This is a genomic window from Pantoea sp. At-9b, assembly GCF_000175935.2.
Lineage (GTDB): Bacteria > Pseudomonadota > Gammaproteobacteria > Enterobacterales > Enterobacteriaceae > Pantoea.
In genome coordinates, this window is record NC_014837.1 from 4,271,420 (window position 1) to 4,289,781 (window position 18,362).

Sequence of the window (18,362 nt, forward strand, 5' to 3'; positions counted from 1 at the left end):
TGTTACATCAATCTGCTAACGCCGCTTTCTGCGCCACAATCAATTGCTCAATCCCGCCGCGCGCCAGCGCCAGCAGTTCCAGCAACTCTTCATGGCTGAACGGTTCACCTTCTGCCGTGCCCTGCACTTCAATCATGCGACCATCTTCCAGCATCACCACGTTCATGTCGGTTTCAGCGGCGGAATCTTCCACGTACTCCAGATCGCAACGCGCTTCGCCTTCAACGATACCGACAGAAATAGCGGCCACCATGCCTTTCAACGGGCTGGATTTCAGTTTGCCATCCGCCACCAACTTATTCAGGGCATCGGCCAGTGCCACACAGGCTCCGGTGATAGATGCGGTGCGGGTGCCGCCATCAGCCTGAATCACGTCACAATCCAGCGTGATGGTGTATTCACCCAATGCCTGCAAATCAACGGCAGCACGCAGGGAGCGCGCAATCAGGCGTTGGATCTCCAGAGTACGGCCACCCTGTTTGCCTTTGGCGGCTTCACGCGCCATGCGGCTGTGCGTAGAACGCGGCAACATACCGTACTCTGCGGTGACCCAACCCTGTCCCTGGCCTTTGAGGAAACGCGGTACGCCTTCGTCAACGGTGGCAGTGCACAGCACTTTGGTTTCACCGAACTCAACAAGGACCGAGCCTTCGGCATGTTTGGTGTAGTGACGAGTAAGGGTAACGGGACGCACCTGGTTGGTGTGTCGGCCTGCTGGACGCATGGTTTCTCTCCGGCTTGCTTAGGTTTGGCTGCGCATTATACGGACTTCCTCCGCGCCTGTCCTGCCCTGAGGCGGCACAATCGCAGATGAAATTCCGCCCGCTCTGTGGCTAAATGCGCGTTTTCCTCCTTAAAAAGATAAATGATGACAGCGATACTCCATTTCCTGCTGGCGCTGGTGGTGATCTTTGCCCTCGCGCTATTGGTCAGTCACGACCGCAAACAAATTCGTCCACGTTTTATTCTGCAATTGCTGCTGGTGGAAGCCGCTCTTGGCTGGTTTTTCCTGCACTCCGCCAGTGGCCTGGCAGTGGTGAGCTCCGTGGGCGGGTTCTTTGAAACGCTGCTGACCTTCGCGGCTCAGGGTAGCGATTTTGTCTTCGGCGGCATGAGTAAACAGGGCCTGGCGTTTATTTTCCTTGGCGTGCTCTGCCCAATTGTCTTCATCTCTGCGCTGATCGGTATTTTGCAGCACTGGCGCATTCTGCCGCTGTTGATTCGTCTGGTTGGCACCTTGCTGTCAAAAGTTAACGGCATGGGCAAACTGGAATCGTTTAACGCGGTCAGCACCCTGATTCTTGGTCAGTCGGAAAACTTCATCGCCTACAAAGGCATTCTGGGTGATATCTCCGCGCCGCGTCTCTACACCATGGCGGCTACGGCCATGTCCACCGTATCGCTTTCCATCGTTGGCGCTTATATGACGATGATTGACGCGAAATACGTGGTTGCCGCGCTGCTGCTCAATATGTTCAGCACCTTTATCATCCTGTCGATCATCAACCCGATGCGTGCACAAGATGAAGAACATATCGCGCTGGATAAGCTGCATGAAGATCAGAGCTTTTTTGAAATGTTGGGCGAATACATTCTCGCCGGTTTTAAAGTCGCGATGATTATTCTGGCGATGCTGATTGGTTTTATCGCGCTGATTGCCGCCGTGAATGCGCTGTTTGCTGCCGTATTTGGCTACAGCTTCCAACAATTGCTGGGCTACGTATTTTATCCGTTCGCCTGGTTGATCGGCATTCCCGCTGCAGATGCGTTACAAGCGGCCAGCATCATGGCAACCAAACTGGTAGCCAATGAATTTGTGGCGATGATCGAGCTGAAAAAAGTGGCCGCAGAAATGACGCCGCGTGGCCTGGGTATTTTGTCGGTGTTCCTGGTGTCGTTCGCCAACTTCGCCTCGATCGGCATCGTTGCCGGGGCCATTAAAGGACTGAACGAAGCGCAGGGTAACGTGGTATCGCGCTTCGGCTGGAAACTGGTGTACGGTTCAACACTGGTCAGTCTGCTGTCTGCCGCGTTTGCCGGATTGTTTATCTGATGAAACAGGGCGGCCTGACAGCCGCCCGTGTTTTTAGAAGCCCACGCACACCAGGCCATCAACCCGCATCACCGATTCCTGGCTGAAGCGTTTTTTGTAGATATCACGCAAGGCGTTGATGTTGTCTGAACTGGCGCGATCTGGCGTATGAATCAGCATCAGCGCTTTGCTGTTTTCACGCGCCAGTTTGCCATTCTCCCCCAGCCACTGCCCTTTGGCATCGTAGACCGATAGCCCGTCTTTAAAACGCGGCGTGACATCACTATCGACGAAGTGCTGCCATTCCTGCTCACTCACCGTGCCACCTTGCGGCTTACTCATGCCGAACCACAGCGTGGTTTGCATCATCATATCTCCACCGGCACACACCGGCGTCGGCGTGCTGGTCGGCGCGGATTGCGTAATCGAGGTGGGGTGCGTCTGGCAACCTGCCAGCAGCAGTGCTAATGCGAAAGAAGCGATAAATTTTGTTGCCATACAGATTTCCCTGAACTGAATGCCCGTCGCTATCATAGGTGTCTGGTTTGAAAAGGCCAGTGCTTAGCTGTCCGTATTTCAGGCTTTTACCTGTCATGCCAAAGCGTAGCTCGCTATAATTCACTAAATTTTCTTCACACGAGTACCGCTTATGATCCGCAGCATGACCGCTTACGCACGTCGCGAAGCCAAAGGCCACTGGGGCAGCGCCGCCTGGGAACTTCGCTCCGTTAACCAGCGCTACCTGGAAACCTACATCCGCTTGCCCGAGCAGTTCCGCAGCCTGGAACCCGTCATTCGCGAGCGTATTCGCAACCGACTGACGCGCGGTAAAATCGAGTGCAACCTGCGTTTTGATGCCGATCCCGGCGCGCAGGGCGAACTGATTCTGAATGAATCACTGGCGAAACAGCTGGTCCAGGCGGCTAACTGGGTGAAAATGCAGAGCGATGAGGGTGCAATCAACCCACTGGATATTCTGCGTTGGCCGGGCGTGATGTCGGCACAAGAGCAGGATCTCGACGCCATTAATGCTGAACTGCTGGCCGCACTGGATGGGGCGTTGGATGACTTTATCACCGCACGCGAAACCGAAGGGGCAGCACTGAAAACCCTTATCGAACAGCGTCTTGATGGGGTAAGCCATGAGGTCAGCAAAGTACGCGAACAGATGCCTGAAGTCTTGAAGTGGCAACGCGAACGTCTGGTGACCAAACTGGAAGAGGCCGAAGTCCAGTTGGAAAACAACCGTCTGGAGCAGGAACTGGTGATGATGGCGCAACGCATTGACGTCGCCGAAGAACTGGACCGTCTGGACGCGCACGTCAAAGAGACCTTCAATATTCTGAAGAAGAAAGAAGCGGTCGGTCGTCGCCTTGATTTTATGATGCAGGAGTTCAACCGCGAGTCGAACACTCTGGCATCGAAATCCATTAACGCCGATATCACCGCGTCAGCGATTGAGTTGAAAGTGTTGATTGAGCAGATGCGCGAACAGATTCAGAACATTGAGTAATCGCTTCACTGCCCCCGGCTTTGCCTGGGGCAGTTCAACCCATTCGTACAGTTCCTGTCCGCTAGTCTATTTTTTTGAAGGCGCAACGTAAAAAATGCGTAAAGACACGTACCCAACCATGTCCACCTGGGTCAGTCATTTACCGCTTCGCCTGCGTTAAGAATCACCCGATTCGTTTATAATCACTTGTAAATTAAGATATATCTGTACGTCATCAAGACATTTCTTCTTGATAATTCCCCGTTCAATGAATCCGTTCAATCTTAAAGATTGCAGAGATTAGGTTTCTTTGACGGCACTATTTGCTAATCTGCCGGTCGAAATTAAGACTGCTGTACCGCGCCCTGGAACACATGGACCTGCTTCTTTGTGCGATACATTCACTGATCACATGAAGGCGTTATGAAAAAAACCGGGCACTTCTGCTCTCAACTCCTCCACCCTCGCTACTGGTTTACCTGGTTTGGGTTGGGCGTGTTATGGCTTCTGGTACAACTTCCTTACCCCATCCTTATTCGGCTCGGTGCAGCGGCGGGCAAATTGTCGCGTCGCTTCCTGAAACGTCGCGAGCGCATTACGCGTCGCAATATTGAACTCTGCTTTCCTCACATCAGTGATGAAGAGAAAGAACTGATGATCGCCGGCAACTTTGCCTCGTTGGGCATGGCACTGGCAGAAACGGGCATTGCCTGGTTCTGGTCGGATCGTCGGGTACGCCAACTGTTTCAGGTCAGTGGTATGGCCAATCTGAAATCGGCCCAGGACCATAAACGTGGCGTGATGGTGATTGGTGTGCATTTTATGTCACTGGAACTGGGGGGGCGGATCACCGGGTTGTGCCAGCCGATGATGGCGATGTATCGCAAGCATAACAATCAGGCAATGGAGTGGGCGCAAACCAAAGGCCGTATGCGCTCCAATAAAGCCATGATTGATCGCCGTGACCTGCGCGGTATGGTGCAGGCGCTGAAACAAGGCGAGGCAGTTTGGTTCGCACCGGATCAGGACTACGGCCCGAAAGGCAGCGTCTTTGCGCCGCTGTTTGCCGTTGAAAAAGCGGCCACAACTAACGGGACTTTTGTGTTATCGCGCCTGGCACGCCCGGCGATGCTGACAATCGTACTGATTCGTAATCCGCAGAAAAATGGCTACCAGCTGATCATCCAGCCAGAGCTGGAAAACTATCCGCATGATGATGAATCGGCCGCCGCCGCATACATGAATAAAGTGATTGAGCGTGAAATCCTGCGTGCACCGGAGCAATACCTGTGGCTGCATCGCCGTTTTAAAACTCGCCCGCCAGGGGAAGCATCACTCTACGTCTGACCAGATGCAGCAGGCTCCGGCCTGCTGCCTGACCCGCCAAAAACATTTCACAACCATTCTTAACGAAAAACAGGTTTGTCAAAATTTGCACAGCCTTTTGTAATGGTCGCCATTTCCTTTTCCTGACCAAACTTATGACTCTGCTTTTGACTTCACCCCGGCGAGCGATGCTCGCAGTTGCTGTTGCCAGCGCGTTGCTGGCCGGTTGTGCCAATCCTCATGGCTTACATACCAGTAACCACATGCTTGATGCCAATACGTTACAGGCACAGGACACGCTGAAAAATGCACATTTCAGCGCGGCCAACTGGCCTAAAACACAATGGTGGCAAAGCTTTGATGACGCCCAGCTCAATCACCTGATTAACGATGCCATGGCCGCCAGCCCGGATCTGCAAGTGGTTAACGCCCAAGCCGATAAGGCCAATGCACAGGTGATTGCCGCCAATGCCGAGCGCTACCCGGATGTGGATCTCAACGCCGGAATTACACGCTCGCGTGTGGCGAAAGTCGACGACCCGCTGCTTCAGGGTAAAACCTACAGCACACTGCGTACCGCCAACGTTGGGCTGAGCTACACCTTCGATTTATGGGGTGGTAAGAAAGATGCAGCCGAAGCGGCACTCGGGCAGGCGCGCGCCAGCAAACTGGACCGCCAGGCCAGCCAGTTAACGCTGGCCGCTAACGTGACGCGTGCCTGGAACAACCTCAATCTGGCGTGGACCAATGCCGACCTGGCGAAGCAGGCAGCAGACCGCGCCAATGGTATCGCCAAAATTCAGCAGCAATATGTTTCTGCCGGGCTCACGTCTGATTATCAATATAAGCAAGCGCTGTCGGAACAGAAAACGGCCGAAGCCACGCTTACGGAAGCCAAACAGGACGTCACTGACGCCGGCATTCAGCTATCAACACTGGTCGGCAAAGGCCCGGATTACTGGCATAACCTGAAGCCAGCGAAACTGAACGTGCCGACCGCCGCGTTGCTGCCAGGCAGTATCCCAGCCGATCTGCTCGGACGTCGCCCGGATGTGGTGGCTGCCCGTTGGCGGGTTGAAGCCGCAGCAAAAGACATCGCAGCGACCAAAACCGAGTTCTATCCCAATATCAACCTGGTGGCAGAAGCCGGTACACGCTCACTGCTGGGCGACGCCTTGTTTGGCGCACCGAGTCGCTTCTTCAATGTTGGGCCAAGTTTGTCGCTGCCGATTTTCGATGCCGGTAAACGCCGTGCCGATCTGGCAGAAAGCGATGCGAACTGGGATCTGGCAGTCGCGCAATACAACAAGCTGCTGATTAGCTCGCTGGGCAATGTCAGCGATACCATCACTCAGTTGCAGTCCATTCAGGACCAACTGGCGCAGCAGGAAAGCGCCAACCAGCTGATCCACAGCGCCTGGGATGACCTGAACCGCGAGTATGCGGCGGGCCTGCGTCCTTATCTGGACGTATTGACCATTCAGAATCAGTTGATCGAATCCGACCAGAAACTGGTGGCGCTTAAAGCCCAACAGATCAATCTGGCGGTGGTGCTGATTGAAGATTTAGGTGGTGGATTCCAGAACAGCGGCGCGGCACCCCACAGTTAAGTGGCGCGGCTGGTATTCTGCCGCGCGTTGGTGAATGATGGTGCGCTCATTGAATCAACCTGCGGACAATCATGATGGAACACGATGTTGAGGCTGGCTGGTTGCGGCCTCTTATTGCTGACCGACTTACCCCCTTTCTGGAAATTGATGCAGCCCGTCTGCAACGTAATCTCCAGCAGATGCAACAGAAGGCTGATGCAGCTGGCGTTGCGCTGCGCCCACATATCAAAACCCATAAAAGCGTCTGGATTGCTCAGCAGCAACGTGCGCTCGGCGCGCGCGGTGTTACGGTGTCCAAGCCGAGTGAAGGTGTCGCTTTTATTTTGGGCGGCGAACGTGACCTGTTACTGGCCTATCCGGTGGTGCTGGCCGCTACGCTGGCAGAATTACTCCAGGTTGCGACTGAAAACCATGCCCGCATTACCTGCATTGCAGACTCCCTGAGTGGGGTGGCCGCAATAGCCGCTGCCCACCAGCAGCAACCCACCGCAGAGCTGGCCGTGGCCATTAAGGTGGACGTCGGTCTGCATCGGGTAGGGGTGAATCCTGACAGCAATGCGGCACTGGAACTGGCTGAGGCTATCAACACCGCCGGGCTGCCTTTTGCCGGATTGGTTTCGCATGCTGGCCATGCTTACGGTGCCGGCCATGCCGCCGCCATCTGCGAAGTTGCCCGACAGGAAATCGCACTTATGCGTGGCGTGCAGCAACGCCTGATCGCGGCAGGATTTACCTCCTGCCCGATCTCTGTCGGCTCGACCCCCACGGCTCTGGCGGCACCGGTCGCGGAAGGTAGCGATGAAATCCGTCCCGGCAATTACGCGCTACTTGATCTGACAGCCTGGCGTTTAGGTTTATGCACACCAGACGCACTGGCTTTAAGCGTGGTCACCCGCGTGGTGGCGGTGAATCCGCATTACGCCATTATCGATGCCGGCTCCAAAATGCTCAGCTCCGATAAAGGTCCGCACGGCACCAACGCCAGCGGTTTTGGTATTGCTGTAGATGAGCAGGGTAATCAATACGAGGTGGTGAAATTGTCCGAGGAGCACGGCTTCCTGCAATTTAGCCATCAGGCTCCCACTGTGGGGGCGCTACTGCGTATCTTCCCCAACCACAGTTGCGCGGTTGTGGCGCAATCCGATCGTTTTGTGTTGCGCCATACTGACGGTAGCGCTGAAGTGCTTAATATTGAAGGACGCGGCAAGTTCATCTGACCGCGAGGCTTTTTCTGGAAACCTCATCTGCGCCACACTTCCGGCACCGGGCCGTTTCCAGCCCGGTAACCGCGTGCTTTAATGCCTCTTTATCCGCCCAACAGGAGGTCCCATGCTGCCATCTCAGACAGTGACTCTGACCATTCCACGTAACTGGTTAGATTTATATGAAACCATCTGGAAACCCGAGTGTTTCGCAAAATGGGCGAGCGGGCTAAGTAGTAGCACGCTAACGCAGGAAGGGAATGTCTGGAAAGCCAAAGGACCCGAAGGCACGGTAAAGATCCGTTTCACGCCACATAATCCATTCGGCGTAATGGATCACTGGATCGATACCGGTATCGGTAAGGAGATCTACATGCCGATGCGGGTGATTGCGAATGAGCAAGGTGCCGAGGTCGTGATGGTCGTGTACCGTCAGCCACTGATGTCTGATGAGAAATTTGCACAAGATGTCGCATGGGTAAAACGTGATCTGGATAACCTTCTTCACCTTTTAACTCATTAGAATCAATGAATTATACAAAAATTCTTACTCTGGTATTCTCTGGACGCAATCGGTACTGGCAAACAATTTTTCTTCAGCGCAGCCTTTAACTGTTTTGTAGCTTTTATGATTGTTCTTCATCTTAATCACCAGTTTGGCTAACGCTTCCTCTCCAGGAAAATTCCTGGTGAGGAAGTCACCTCTGCCGTCAGGCCCGCTGATTTTCTGATGTTTTTTTTATCTGCCCTGAACAACTGTATTCTCCCTTACCTGCATTAACGAAAAAGACTAATAAATTAATGACCCTTTTCATTATATATTCAGTTGCACAGCCTGAAACCATTTATTCCTGAGTGTCATTTATAGGAGTTTTCTTATGGTGTTTATTCAAATAAAACACGGTATAACTCCCTTACACACAGCAGCAATTAATAATAACAACCGCAATGTGCCAATATGGATCGCTCAACTTATCCTTTATTATCGGAAAAAGAATTCGTTGAGATCGCCAGACGGATTCTGGCTGGAGAATATAATTATCAAAATGGATTTTATCGTGATCTGGCGGATTTTCTTCTGACAGGAGGAGATACCGCCATGACACAAAAACAATTACACACCAGGGGCGTCTTTTTAAACTCAGAACATCATTTGATTGAATGCATCATCACATGGCAATCACTGAAAGGTATTTCAGGGTTGCGCCAGGATTGGCTGCACTGATGAAATCTGTGCTCTGGCCTTTTCGCCCGGGCGACCCTCAATTTGCACTGGTACATGTACCATAACGAGCAGAGTATGACGATACGCGTAAGAAATCTGACCGGCGCTACCAAGTGGTCAATATTGTCATCAATTAAAATCATTGGCATCGGTGTATTACAACTTTCACTTCTGGCACAGATATTACAGGCAAACGAATTGAACTTACTGGCCGTTGCCATTATCTTTTTATTAGCTATAGACACATTAGCTGATCGGGGATTTGGCAACGCAGCGATTCGCAATCAGAATTTAAGCATAAGCGATCTCTCCGTACTCTACTGGGGAAACATGTTGCTTGGGTTATTAATATTCGCCGTCATGTTTATTGGCAGCGATCTTTTTAGCCGCATAATGAATCAACCCGAACTGGCAATTATGCTGGAAATGATATCGGTGATTTTCATTATTATTCCACAAGGGCAACATTATCGCGCCATATTGCAGCGGGAAAAACAATTCACCCGCATTGCGTTTACAGAAATCTTGTCAGTGCTGGTAGGACTGGGTGTGACCTTGTTCACCGTCTGGCTGACCCCCTCAGTACTCTGTGCTCTCTGGGGTTACCTGGCGATGGTCTCAATCCGTATGCTGGTCTACTGCTACTACGGCCGTTCATGGTTTCAACCTGAATACCGTTTTAGCCTGAAAAGCTTCGCCGGTGTGCGGGCAAGAAACGAATAATAAAAACAAGTCTGTATGGTGGGCTCTGGGCATCTGAGAGGATGCGTTCGCGTGCTGCTGGTCAGCACGCTTTTTTCTTTTTAACCCCCGTAACCATGGCTGAAGGGGCCACACAGGTTTCGGCCGATTCATGCGTAACAAACTCCGCATTCGCATCATATTTTATAATGCGACCAGGAATTATCTCATCAAAAACCCCGGTAAAATGGGCCTGCTCAGGCTATTATTATTAAAACAGCTAATCCGATGATGCTATTTTAGAAAATCTCAGTGGTCTACACTTTGGGAAATCTTTAGCCTTGCCGCCAATCATCTGGAGTGCTCTATGCTGTTAACTGTTCTCTACATCATTGGTATCACTGCCGAGGCCATGACCGGTGCGCTGGCAGCGGGCAGACGCAAAATGGATCTGTTTGGCGTCATTATTATTGCTTCGGTTACCGCTATTGGCGGCGGATCAGTGCGCGACATTCTGCTTGGCCACTACCCCCTGGGTTGGGTAAAGCATCCCGAATACATCATGATTGTCGCTGCGGCGGCAGTGATCACCACCGTGGTCGCGCCGCTGATGAATCATCTGCGCAAAGTCTTTTTGGTGCTGGATGCGCTGGGCCTGGTCGTGTTCTCCATTATTGGTGCCCAGGTAGCACTGGATGGTGGCCATACGGCCGTGATCGCCGCCATTAGCGCGGTCATTACCGGTGTGTTTGGCGGCGTACTCCGCGATATGTTCTGCAACCGCATCCCGCTGGTTTTTCAAAAGGAACTGTATGCCGCTGTCGCATTCGCCTCCGGCTGGCTCTATATCCTGCTGTTAAAAACGTCCCTGGCGAATGAAGTGGTGGTGATCGTCACGTTATTGTTCGGCTTTTTCGCTCGCCTGCTGGCGCTGCGTTTCCGCCTCGGCCTGCCGATTTTCAACTACCCGCATCCCGATCACTGATGCACCGGCGGGGATAGCCTGTTGCTGTAAAAAGGTGATGAGTTGCTGCACCTGATGGTCGTGCAGCATTGTCACAATCCGCTGCGCCAGCGTGCCGCCAATACCCGGTAACTGCTGCCAGCTCTCCACACTGCGCAACTGCAACTGTTGCCACTGGCTATCCGGCATGGCTTGCAAAGCGGCTCGCGGTATCGGCAGACCCAACGCCATTACCCAGCGGCGCAACGGTTGTTGACGTGTCTGGTTAAACCGATGCCAGATCTGCTGCGCACGTGCCGGTGAAATCCCAGCCACCTGAGCAATTTGTTCTGGCGTCAGCGCCAACCAGGAAAACAGATGGCTGATGGTGCCGCTATCCAGCAGGCGTTGCCAGGTACTGCGTTGTATGCCGCTTATATCCAGCACTGACTTCTCACTGAGCCAGCTCAGGCGTGACAGGAATTGCGCCCGGCAGGGTGGACTGAATGTCAGACAACTGAGCTGGTTGAAATCATCGCTTTGCGGCGCATCAGGATAGTCACGCTGTGCAACGCGCCAGATGACCCGTTCAACACGGGGAATACCCTGTCCGGCAAGCGCCAGCGTTACCTGATCGCCCGCTATCACATCCAGCTCACGCCAACGTCGTAACGAGCCAATATTCACCCGGCGCACCGTTTTATCATCCAACTGCACCGGGATCAGATTCAGGACCACCGCAATTTTCCCGGTGCGCCCGATATTGAACGCCACCGAACGAACCTCGCTGCTGACCTCTGCTGGCTGATATTTCCACGCAGCTGACCACTCCCCCTGTCCGGGTTGCCAGTCACGCCCCCTACGCACAGGTGACTGGTGGATAACAATGCCGTCAGTGACAAAGGGCAATTTTCCCTGGAACCAGCGATCGCGCCAGCTTGCTACCTCGTCCTCATTATTGACCCGTTCGCTCCAGCGTGCCGTGAGGCCAAATCCCCAACGCGATAATTGTGCCAGACGCTCTGACAGCGCTACCGGGCCGTCCGGCCACGCCCAGATAAATACCCCCAGTTGCGCCAACAGTGGTGTGTCATCACGACGCATCATCGCCCCCGCGACTTGCGCCCGTGCATTTTTGCCACCGTCCTGTGCCTGTTGATGATCGGTCATCTGCAAAAACAACTCCCCTTGCAGCACCACCTCATCCTGTGTCGTGGCAATCTGCTGTGGGATGGCGGGAATCAGGGAGGCTTTCGCCCGCCACTCCTCACCACGCCAACCATCGCCACGGCTAAGCATGGAAGCCAAATGCCCCTGGCGATACACCAGCGTAATGGCTACACCGTCAACTTTAGGTTGTACCCACAAATCTGCTTTTCCCTGCATCCACTCCATGACCGCCCGCTTATCACGTAATTTGCGCACCCCGGTGTGCGCCACCGGATGATGCGTAGAGCCATCCGTTGTCGGTTGTGCCGCGTAAGCGGATTGATCGGGAGTGAAGCAGTGTTGCCACTGTTGTAGACGTTGGGAGAGGCTGTCGTAATCGGCATCGCTTACCGGGTTCAAGCCCTGGCGATAATAAGCATCATCCCAGTGCCGTAGCTGGGTGGTTAACTGGGCGATCTCCTGTCCGGCACGTATCGGCGACCAGTTGGGACAAATGCCCTCTGCCATTACGCCAGCACTGAATAGCCACAACATCAAGACTATGCATCCTTTCATCTTTGTTCTCCTTTTTGCTTATTGGAGAACATCCGGCAGCCTGATAACAGCAGCGCAAAGGTAATCTGGAGGTTAGGTTCCCGCGTTTTTTCACCGCTTGCAGCGCTGAACAATGCGGCTGGGGCTGACTCACAAAAAAGAAATGCGCCTGACGCGGCGGCAAACGCTGCGTGGCGGGCGTAAGCCGTGTATACTGTGCAGGAAATCGACTCCGCTCTTTACTCAATTCAAGAAAATCATGGCTCAAGGCACGCTCTATATTGTTTCTGCCCCCAGCGGCGCAGGTAAATCCAGTCTGATTCAGGCGCTGTTGAAGACACAACCGTTATACGATACGCAAGTGTCTGTTTCCCATACCACTCGTGGCGTGCGCCCTGGTGAGGCTCATGGTGAACATTACTTTTTTGTATCGAAACCGGAATTCGAAGCCATGATTGCCGAGGATGCCTTCCTTGAGCATGCGGAAGTCTTTGGCAACTATTACGGTACCTCCCGTGCGGCCATTGAACGCGTACTGGCAACCGGCGTTGATGTTTTTCTTGATATCGACTGGCAGGGTGCGCAGCAAATCCGTCATAAAATGCCTGCCGCACGCAGCATTTTTGTCTTGCCGCCTTCAACGGAAGAGTTAGATCGCCGTTTGCGTGGCCGTGGTCAGGATAGCGAAGAGGTCATCGCCCGCCGTATGGCTCAGGCCGTGGCGGAAATGAGCCACTATGCCGAATACGATTACTTAATTGTGAATGATGATTTCGATCTGGCGCTGTCCGATCTGAAAACCATCATTCGCGCAGAACGTCTGCGCATGAGTCGCCAGAAATCGCGACATGATGCTTTAATCAGCAAACTATTGGCAGTCTGAATTCACTTTCAGTATTATGCCCAGTCATTTCTTCATCTGTGGAGTAGCACACCTATGGCACGCGTAACCGTTCAGGACGCAGTAGAAAAAATTGGTAACCGTTTTGACCTGGTGTTGGTCGCTGCACGTCGTGCACGTCAGATGCAGGTAGGCGGTAAAGATCCGCTGGTTCCGGAAGAAAACGATAAAGCCACCGTTATTGCGCTGCGCGAAATCGAAGAAGGTCTGATCACTAACCAGATTCTGGATGTGCGTGATCGTCAGGAACAGCAAGAGCAGGAAGCCGCTGAATTACAAGCCGTTACCGCTATCGCTGAAGGTCGTCGTTAACAGCACCCTGCAGGTCAACCTTGTATCTGTTTGAAAGCCTCAATCAACTGATTGAAAAATACTTGCCTGAGGAGCAAATCAAGCGCCTCAAGCAAGCTTATCTTGTTGCGCGTGATGCCCACGAGGGACAAACACGCTCCAGCGGTGAGCCTTACATCACCCATCCTGTTGCCGTTGCCTGCATTCTGGCCGAGATGAAACTCGACCACGAAACGCTGATGGCGGCGCTGCTGCATGATGTTATCGAAGATACCCCCGCCACTTACCAGGATATGGAACAACTGTTTGGCAAAAGCGTTGCCGAACTGGTGGAAGGGGTGTCGAAACTCGATAAGCTGAAGTTTCGTGATAAGAAAGAAGCGCAGGCTGAAAACTTCCGCAAAATGATCATGGCAATGGTGCAGGACATCCGCGTCATTCTGATCAAATTGGCTGACCGCACCCACAACATGCGCACGCTTGGCTCGCTGCGACCGGATAAACGCCGTCGTATCGCACGAGAAACCCTCGAAATTTATAGCCCGCTGGCTCACCGTCTCGGTATTCATCACCTGAAAACCGAGCTGGAAGAACTGGGCTTTGAAGCGTTGTACCCGAACCGCTATCGGGTCATCAAAGAGGTGGTCAAAGCGGCGCGCGGTAATCGTAAAGAGATGATCCAGAAGATTCTTTCTGAGATTGATGGCCGTCTACAAGAGGCCGGAATTCCCTGTCGCGTCAGCGGCCGTGAGAAGCATCTCTATTCGATCTACCGCAAAATGCATCTGAAAGAGCAGCGATTTCACTCGATAATGGATATTTACGCCTTTCGCGTCATCGTGAAAGATTTAGATACCTGCTATCGCGTGCTCGGACAGATGCACAGTCTGTACAAACCGCGTCCCGGACGTGTCAAAGATTACATCGCTATCCCCAAGGCTAACGGCTATCAATCTCTGCATACCTCCATGATTGGCCCGCACGGCGTGCCGGTTGAGGTGCAAATCCGTACTGAAGATATGGATCAGATGGCGGAAATGGGGGTGGCAGCACACTGGGCCTATAAACAGGCCGGTGAAAGCGGCACCACCGCGCAAGTACGCGCGCAGCGCTGGCTGCAAAGCTTGCTGGAGTTGCAACAAAGCGCGGGAAGCTCCTTTGAATTTATCGAAAGCGTGAAATCGGATCTCTTCCCGGACGAGATTTATGTGTTCACGCCGGAAGGCCGCATTGTTGAACTGCCTGCTGGCGCAACACCTGTTGACTTCGCCTATGCGGTCCACACCGATATCGGCCATGCCTGTGTCGGTGCGCGCGTTGACCGCCAGCCTTATCCCCTATCGCAGTCGCTCACCAGCGGCCAAACGATTGAAATCATTACCGCGCCAGGTGCACGACCAAACGCCGCCTGGCTCAACTTCGTCGTGAGTTCCAAAGCACGCGCTAAAATTCGCCAGTTGCTGAAAAACCTCAAACGCGAGGATTCCGTTAACCTGGGCCGTCGCCTGCTGAGCCACGCGTTGGGTGGCAGCCGTAAACTGGCCGAGATTCCGACGGAAAGCGTCCAGCGCGAACTGGAACGCATGAAGCTGGCCAGCCTGGATGACTTGTTGGCAGAAATTGGACTTGGCAACGCGATGAGCGTGGTGGTGGCGAAAAACCTGCTGCAATCCGACAACTCAGCACCGCTTGTTAGCAATAAACGCAACAAGCTGCCGATTAAAGGTGCTGATGGCGTCCTGATTACCTTTGCCAAATGCTGCCGTCCGATTCCCGGCGATCCGATCGTCGCACACGTCAGCCCGGGTAAAGGCCTGGTGGTGCACCATGAGTCCTGCCGCAATATTCGTGGCTACCAGAAAGAACCCGAAAAGTTCATGCCGGTAGAGTGGGATAAAGTGACCGATCAGGAATTTGTCGCCGAAATTAAGGTCGACATGTTCAACCATCAGGGCGCACTGGCTAACCTGACAGCGGCGATTAACACGGCTGGTTCAAACATTCAAAGCCTCAATACCGAAGAACGAGACGGTCGCGTGTATAGCGCCTTTATCCGCCTGACCGCGCACGATCGCGTCCATCTGGCTAACATTATGCGTAAAATTCGCGTAATGCCGGATGTGATTAAAGTTCACCGAAATCGTAATTAGTGCATGAACGATCAACGTTTTGCTCGTATCCGCGAGATGCTGGCCCTGCGCCAGCACGATCTCACCGTCTGCATGGAACAGGTGCATAAGCCGCACAATGTATCGGCCGTGATCCGCACGGCTGATGCTGTGGGTATTCATGAAGTCCATGCGGTCTGGCCCAGCGTGCGTATGCGCACCATGGTCTCGGCCTCCGCAGGCAGCAACAGCTGGGTGAAGGTCAAAACTCACCGCAATATTACTGACGCAGTATCCCATCTGAAGACCCAGGGTATGCAGGTGCTGGCCACTAACCTGTCGGCCAAAGCAGTGGATTTTCGCGAGATCGATTACACACGCCCGACCTGTATTCTGATGGGGCAGGAAAAAACCGGTATCACCGCTGAAGCCCTGGCTCTGGCGGATCAGGACATCATTATCCCGATGGTCGGTATGGTGCAGTCACTTAACGTCTCGGTGGCTTCTGCGTTGATCCTGTATGAAGCACAACGCCAGCGACAAAATGCCGGTATGTACCAGCGTACCTACAGTTTACTGGATGAAGAAGAACAGCAACGTCTGTTGTTCGAAGGGGGTTACCCGGTGCTGGCTCGTGTAGCGAAGCAAAAAGGGCTGCCCTATCCGCACATCAACGATCTCGGTGAAGTGGAAGCCGATGCCGCATGGTGGGCAACCATGCAAGCGACGGGCAAAAAATGAAAGGCCGTCTGCTGGATGCCATCCCGCTCAGTACCCTGACCGGCGTCGGCGCCAGCCAGGCGGCGAAACTGGCTAAGATTGGCCTGTACACCATCCAGGATCTGCTGCTGCACCTGCCGTTACGCTACGAAGACCGCACCCAACTCTATCGCATTAATGACCTGCTGCCGGGTATCTGGGCCACGGTGGAAGGTGAAGTATTAAGTAGTGAAATCACCTTTGGCCGCCGCCGTATGCTGGTATGCCAAATCAGCGATGGCTCGGGTGTGCTGACCATGCGCTTCTTCAACTTCAATGCTGGGATGAAAAACAGCCTGGCGACAGGCCGCCGCGTCACCGCATACGGTGAAATCAAACGCGGCCAGCGTGGCGCGGAAATTATTCATCCGGAATATCGCATCCAGGGCGAGCACAGCAACGTTGAGTTGCAGGAAACCCTGACGCCGGTGTATCCCACCACCGAAGGCATTCGCCAGGCAACGCTGCGTAACCTGACCGATCAGGCGCTGACGTTGCTGGAAACCTGCGCCATTGCTGAGCTGTTGCCGCCGGAACTGAGTGGCGGGTTGATCAGCCTGCCAGATGCCTTGCGCACCCTGCATCGTCCTCCCCCGGATTTACGCCTGAGTGAACTGGAAACCGGACGCCATCCGGCGCAGCGCCGTCTGATTATGGAGGAGCTGCTGGCACATAACCTCAGCATGCTGGCCGTGCGCGCGGGCGCACAGCGTCATCACGCGTTGCCGATGCCTGCCAATCATCAGCTGGTCGATCAATTGCTGGCCGCCCTGCCGTTCTCCCCCACCGGTGCGCAGCAACGGGTGGTCGCGGAAATTGAGCGCGACCTGGCACATGATTTCCCGATGATGCGTCTGGTACAGGGCGATGTGGGATCGGGCAAAACGCTGGTCGCCGCCATGGCGGCGCTGAATGTGATTGCTTATGGCAAGCAGGTGGCGCTGATGGCACCCACCGAATTACTCGCCGAACAGCACGCTAATAACTTCCGCCAGTGGTTTGCGCCACTCGGCATTGAAGTGGGCTGGCTGGCGGGTAAACAGAAAGGCAAGGCGCGTCAGGCGCAGCAGGAAGCCATTGCCAGCGGTCAGGTGGCAATGGTGGTCGGCACCCATGCGCTGTTCCAGGAGCAGGTACAATTTAACGGCATGGCGCTGGTGATTATCGATGAACAGCACCGTTTTGGCGTCCACCAGCGACTGGCGCTGTGGGAAAAGGGCGAAGAGCAGGGTTTTCATCCGCATCAGTTGATCATGACCGCCACGCCGATTCCACGCACCCTGGCGATGACCGCCTACGCGGATCTCGATACCTCAACCATTGACGAGCTACCGCCAGGCCGTACCCCAGTGACCACCGTCGCCATTCCCGACAGTCGCCGCAGCGATATCATCACGCGCGTGCAGAGCGCCTGTCATGAAGGACGCCAGGCATATTGGGTCTGTACGCTGATCGAAGAATCCGAACTGCTGGAGGCACAGGCAGCCGAAGCCACCTGGCAGGAGCTGAAGGTGGCACTACCGGATCTTCAGGTTGGGCTGGTGCATGGCCGCATGAAACCGGCTGAGAAGCAGGCGGTGATGCAGGCGTTCAAGGCCAATGAAATCCAACTGCTGGTCGCCACCACGGTGATCGAAGTCGGGGTGGATGTGCCGAATGCCAGCCTGATGATTATCGAAAACCCGGAACGTCTCGGACTTGCGCAGCTGCATCAGTTGCGTGGGCGCGTGGGGCGCGGCGCGATCGCCTCGCATTGCGTGTTGCTGTACAAAGCACCGCTGAGCAAAACGGCGCAAAAACGCTTACAGGTGCTACGTGACAGCAACGATGGCTTTGTTATCGCCCAGCATGATTTGGAAATTCGTGGTCCCGGTGAGTTGCTTGGCACCCGCCAGACCGGCAACGCGGAGTTCAAAGTCGCCGATTTGCTGCGCGACCAGGCCATGATCCCGGAAGTTCAGCGCGTAGCGCGCCATATCCACCAGCACTATCCGCAGCAGGCGGTGGCGTTGATTGAGCGCTGGTTACCGGAAACCGAACGCTACAGTAACGCGTAGCGGCGCGATTTATCGCGCAATTTCGTGCGCG

At 54.1% G+C, this 18,362-nt stretch carries 17 protein-coding genes; 14 read left to right on the top strand and 3 right to left on the bottom strand.

Annotation, left to right across the window (positions count from 1 at the left end):
- Positions 1 to 7: 7 nt before the first annotated feature.
- Positions 8 to 724, bottom strand: a complete 717-nt coding sequence (rph, locus tag PAT9B_RS19765) for a ribonuclease PH (protein WP_013511037.1) — start codon at positions 722 to 724, stop codon at positions 8 to 10.
- 144 nt (positions 725 to 868) lie between these two features.
- Here rph and PAT9B_RS19770 point away from each other — a divergent pair, with 144 nt between their 5' ends.
- Positions 869 to 2,053 carry a NupC/NupG family nucleoside CNT transporter gene (locus tag PAT9B_RS19770; RefSeq protein ID WP_013511038.1) on the top strand — a complete coding sequence of 395 codons (1,185 nt, stop codon included), beginning with the start codon at positions 869 to 871 and terminating at the stop codon, positions 2,051 to 2,053.
- Positions 2,054 to 2,086: 33 nt separating this feature from the next.
- On the opposite strand, the gene PAT9B_RS19775 is transcribed toward PAT9B_RS19770, so the two are convergent.
- The gene (locus PAT9B_RS19775; RefSeq protein WP_013511039.1) at positions 2,087 to 2,530 is read right to left on the bottom strand and encodes a DUF3574 domain-containing protein; all 444 of its coding nucleotides are present in this window, start codon (positions 2,528 to 2,530) and stop codon (positions 2,087 to 2,089) included.
- 151 nt (positions 2,531 to 2,681) lie between these two features.
- On the opposite strand from PAT9B_RS19775, the gene PAT9B_RS19780 reads away from it, so the two are divergent.
- The 8 genes from PAT9B_RS19780 (at position 2,682) to PAT9B_RS19815 (ending at position 10,553) form a co-directional block, all read left to right on the top strand.
- A complete protein-coding gene (locus PAT9B_RS19780) occupies positions 2,682 to 3,545 on the top strand; it encodes a YicC/YloC family endoribonuclease (protein WP_013511040.1) in 864 nt (287 codons plus the stop codon).
- A gap of 402 nt (positions 3,546 to 3,947) precedes the next feature.
- A complete protein-coding gene (lpxP, locus tag PAT9B_RS19785) occupies positions 3,948 to 4,871 on the top strand; it encodes a kdo(2)-lipid IV(A) palmitoleoyltransferase (RefSeq protein WP_013511041.1) in 924 nt (307 codons plus the stop codon).
- A gap of 167 nt (positions 4,872 to 5,038) precedes the next feature.
- Positions 5,039 to 6,460 (top strand): efflux transporter outer membrane subunit, encoded by a 1,422-nt coding sequence (locus tag PAT9B_RS19790; RefSeq protein ID WP_013511042.1) that lies wholly within the window; start codon positions 5,039 to 5,041, stop codon positions 6,458 to 6,460.
- 71 nt (positions 6,461 to 6,531) lie between these two features.
- Entirely contained in the window at positions 6,532 to 7,677 is a 1,146-nt protein-coding gene (locus tag PAT9B_RS19795) for an alanine racemase (protein ID WP_013511043.1), read from the top strand.
- 112 nt (positions 7,678 to 7,789) lie between these two features.
- Positions 7,790 to 8,185, top strand: a complete 396-nt coding sequence (locus PAT9B_RS19800; RefSeq protein ID WP_013511044.1) for a hypothetical protein — start codon at positions 7,790 to 7,792, stop codon at positions 8,183 to 8,185.
- Between the two features lie 435 nt (positions 8,186 to 8,620).
- On the top strand, positions 8,621 to 8,887 hold the full coding sequence (locus tag PAT9B_RS19805) for a hypothetical protein (RefSeq protein ID WP_041525871.1): 267 nt from the start codon (positions 8,621 to 8,623) through the stop codon (positions 8,885 to 8,887).
- 75 nt (positions 8,888 to 8,962) lie between these two features.
- A complete protein-coding gene (locus tag PAT9B_RS19810) occupies positions 8,963 to 9,610 on the top strand; it encodes an oligosaccharide flippase family protein (protein WP_013511047.1) in 648 nt (215 codons plus the stop codon).
- Positions 9,611 to 9,935: 325 nt separating this feature from the next.
- Complete coding sequence (locus PAT9B_RS19815) at positions 9,936 to 10,553, top strand: trimeric intracellular cation channel family protein (RefSeq protein ID WP_013511048.1); 618 nt, start codon at positions 9,936 to 9,938, stop codon at positions 10,551 to 10,553.
- Here the strand turns inward: PAT9B_RS19815 and ligB are convergent.
- Complete coding sequence (gene ligB, locus PAT9B_RS19820; RefSeq protein ID WP_013511049.1) at positions 10,467 to 12,236, bottom strand: NAD-dependent DNA ligase LigB; 1,770 nt, start codon at positions 12,234 to 12,236, stop codon at positions 10,467 to 10,469. The two genes, PAT9B_RS19815 and ligB, sit on opposite strands and share 87 nt — an antisense overlap.
- 238 nt (positions 12,237 to 12,474) lie before the next feature.
- On the opposite strand from ligB, the gene gmk reads away from it, so the two are divergent.
- Genes gmk through recG form a run of 5 tightly spaced genes read left to right on the top strand, consistent with a single transcriptional unit; the run spans position 12,475 to position 18,331 of the window.
- Positions 12,475 to 13,098: a guanylate kinase gene (gene gmk / locus PAT9B_RS19825; protein WP_041525872.1), complete on the top strand. Its 624-nt coding sequence runs from the start codon at positions 12,475 to 12,477 to the stop codon at positions 13,096 to 13,098.
- 54 nt (positions 13,099 to 13,152) lie between these two features.
- Entirely contained in the window at positions 13,153 to 13,428 is a 276-nt protein-coding gene (gene rpoZ / locus PAT9B_RS19830) for a DNA-directed RNA polymerase subunit omega (protein ID WP_013511051.1), read from the top strand.
- Positions 13,429 to 13,448: 20 nt separating this feature from the next.
- On the top strand, positions 13,449 to 15,557 hold the full coding sequence (spoT, locus tag PAT9B_RS19835; RefSeq protein WP_013511052.1) for a bifunctional GTP diphosphokinase/guanosine-3',5'-bis pyrophosphate 3'-pyrophosphohydrolase: 2,109 nt from the start codon (positions 13,449 to 13,451) through the stop codon (positions 15,555 to 15,557).
- 3 nt (positions 15,558 to 15,560) lie between these two features.
- Positions 15,561 to 16,256: a tRNA (guanosine(18)-2'-O)-methyltransferase TrmH gene (gene trmH / locus PAT9B_RS19840; RefSeq protein WP_013511053.1), complete on the top strand. Its 696-nt coding sequence runs from the start codon at positions 15,561 to 15,563 to the stop codon at positions 16,254 to 16,256.
- Positions 16,253 to 18,331, top strand: coding sequence for an ATP-dependent DNA helicase RecG (recG, locus tag PAT9B_RS19845; RefSeq protein ID WP_041526024.1), 2,079 nt, complete (start codon positions 16,253 to 16,255; stop codon positions 18,329 to 18,331). Before trmH ends, recG begins: the two co-directional genes overlap by 4 nt.
- Positions 18,332 to 18,362 lie beyond the last annotated feature (31 nt).

Bases quoted from the DNA above. Each gene is read 5' to 3' on its own strand.
- rph (WP_013511037.1), bottom strand. From the start codon at position 724: ATGCGTCCAGCAGGCCGACACACCAACCAGGTGCGTCCCGTTACCCTT.
- PAT9B_RS19770 (WP_013511038.1), top strand. From the start codon at position 869: ATGACAGCGATACTCCATTTCCTGCTGGCGCTGGTGGTGATCTTTGCC.
- PAT9B_RS19775 (WP_013511039.1), bottom strand. From the start codon at position 2,530: ATGGCAACAAAATTTATCGCTTCTTTCGCATTAGCACTGCTGCTGGCA.
- PAT9B_RS19780 (WP_013511040.1), top strand. From the start codon at position 2,682: ATGATCCGCAGCATGACCGCTTACGCACGTCGCGAAGCCAAAGGCCAC.
- lpxP (WP_013511041.1), top strand. From the start codon at position 3,948: ATGAAAAAAACCGGGCACTTCTGCTCTCAACTCCTCCACCCTCGCTAC.
- PAT9B_RS19790 (WP_013511042.1), top strand. From the start codon at position 5,039: ATGCTCGCAGTTGCTGTTGCCAGCGCGTTGCTGGCCGGTTGTGCCAAT.
- PAT9B_RS19795 (WP_013511043.1), top strand. From the start codon at position 6,532: ATGATGGAACACGATGTTGAGGCTGGCTGGTTGCGGCCTCTTATTGCT.
- PAT9B_RS19800 (WP_013511044.1), top strand. From the start codon at position 7,790: ATGCTGCCATCTCAGACAGTGACTCTGACCATTCCACGTAACTGGTTA.
- PAT9B_RS19805 (WP_041525871.1), top strand. From the start codon at position 8,621: ATGGATCGCTCAACTTATCCTTTATTATCGGAAAAAGAATTCGTTGAG.
- PAT9B_RS19810 (WP_013511047.1), top strand. From the start codon at position 8,963: ATGACGATACGCGTAAGAAATCTGACCGGCGCTACCAAGTGGTCAATA.
- PAT9B_RS19815 (WP_013511048.1), top strand. From the start codon at position 9,936: ATGCTGTTAACTGTTCTCTACATCATTGGTATCACTGCCGAGGCCATG.
- ligB (WP_013511049.1), bottom strand. From the start codon at position 12,236: ATGAAAGGATGCATAGTCTTGATGTTGTGGCTATTCAGTGCTGGCGTA.
- gmk (WP_041525872.1), top strand. From the start codon at position 12,475: ATGGCTCAAGGCACGCTCTATATTGTTTCTGCCCCCAGCGGCGCAGGT.
- rpoZ (WP_013511051.1), top strand. From the start codon at position 13,153: ATGGCACGCGTAACCGTTCAGGACGCAGTAGAAAAAATTGGTAACCGT.
- trmH (WP_013511053.1), top strand. From the start codon at position 15,561: ATGAACGATCAACGTTTTGCTCGTATCCGCGAGATGCTGGCCCTGCGC.
- recG (WP_041526024.1), top strand. From the start codon at position 16,253: ATGAAAGGCCGTCTGCTGGATGCCATCCCGCTCAGTACCCTGACCGGC.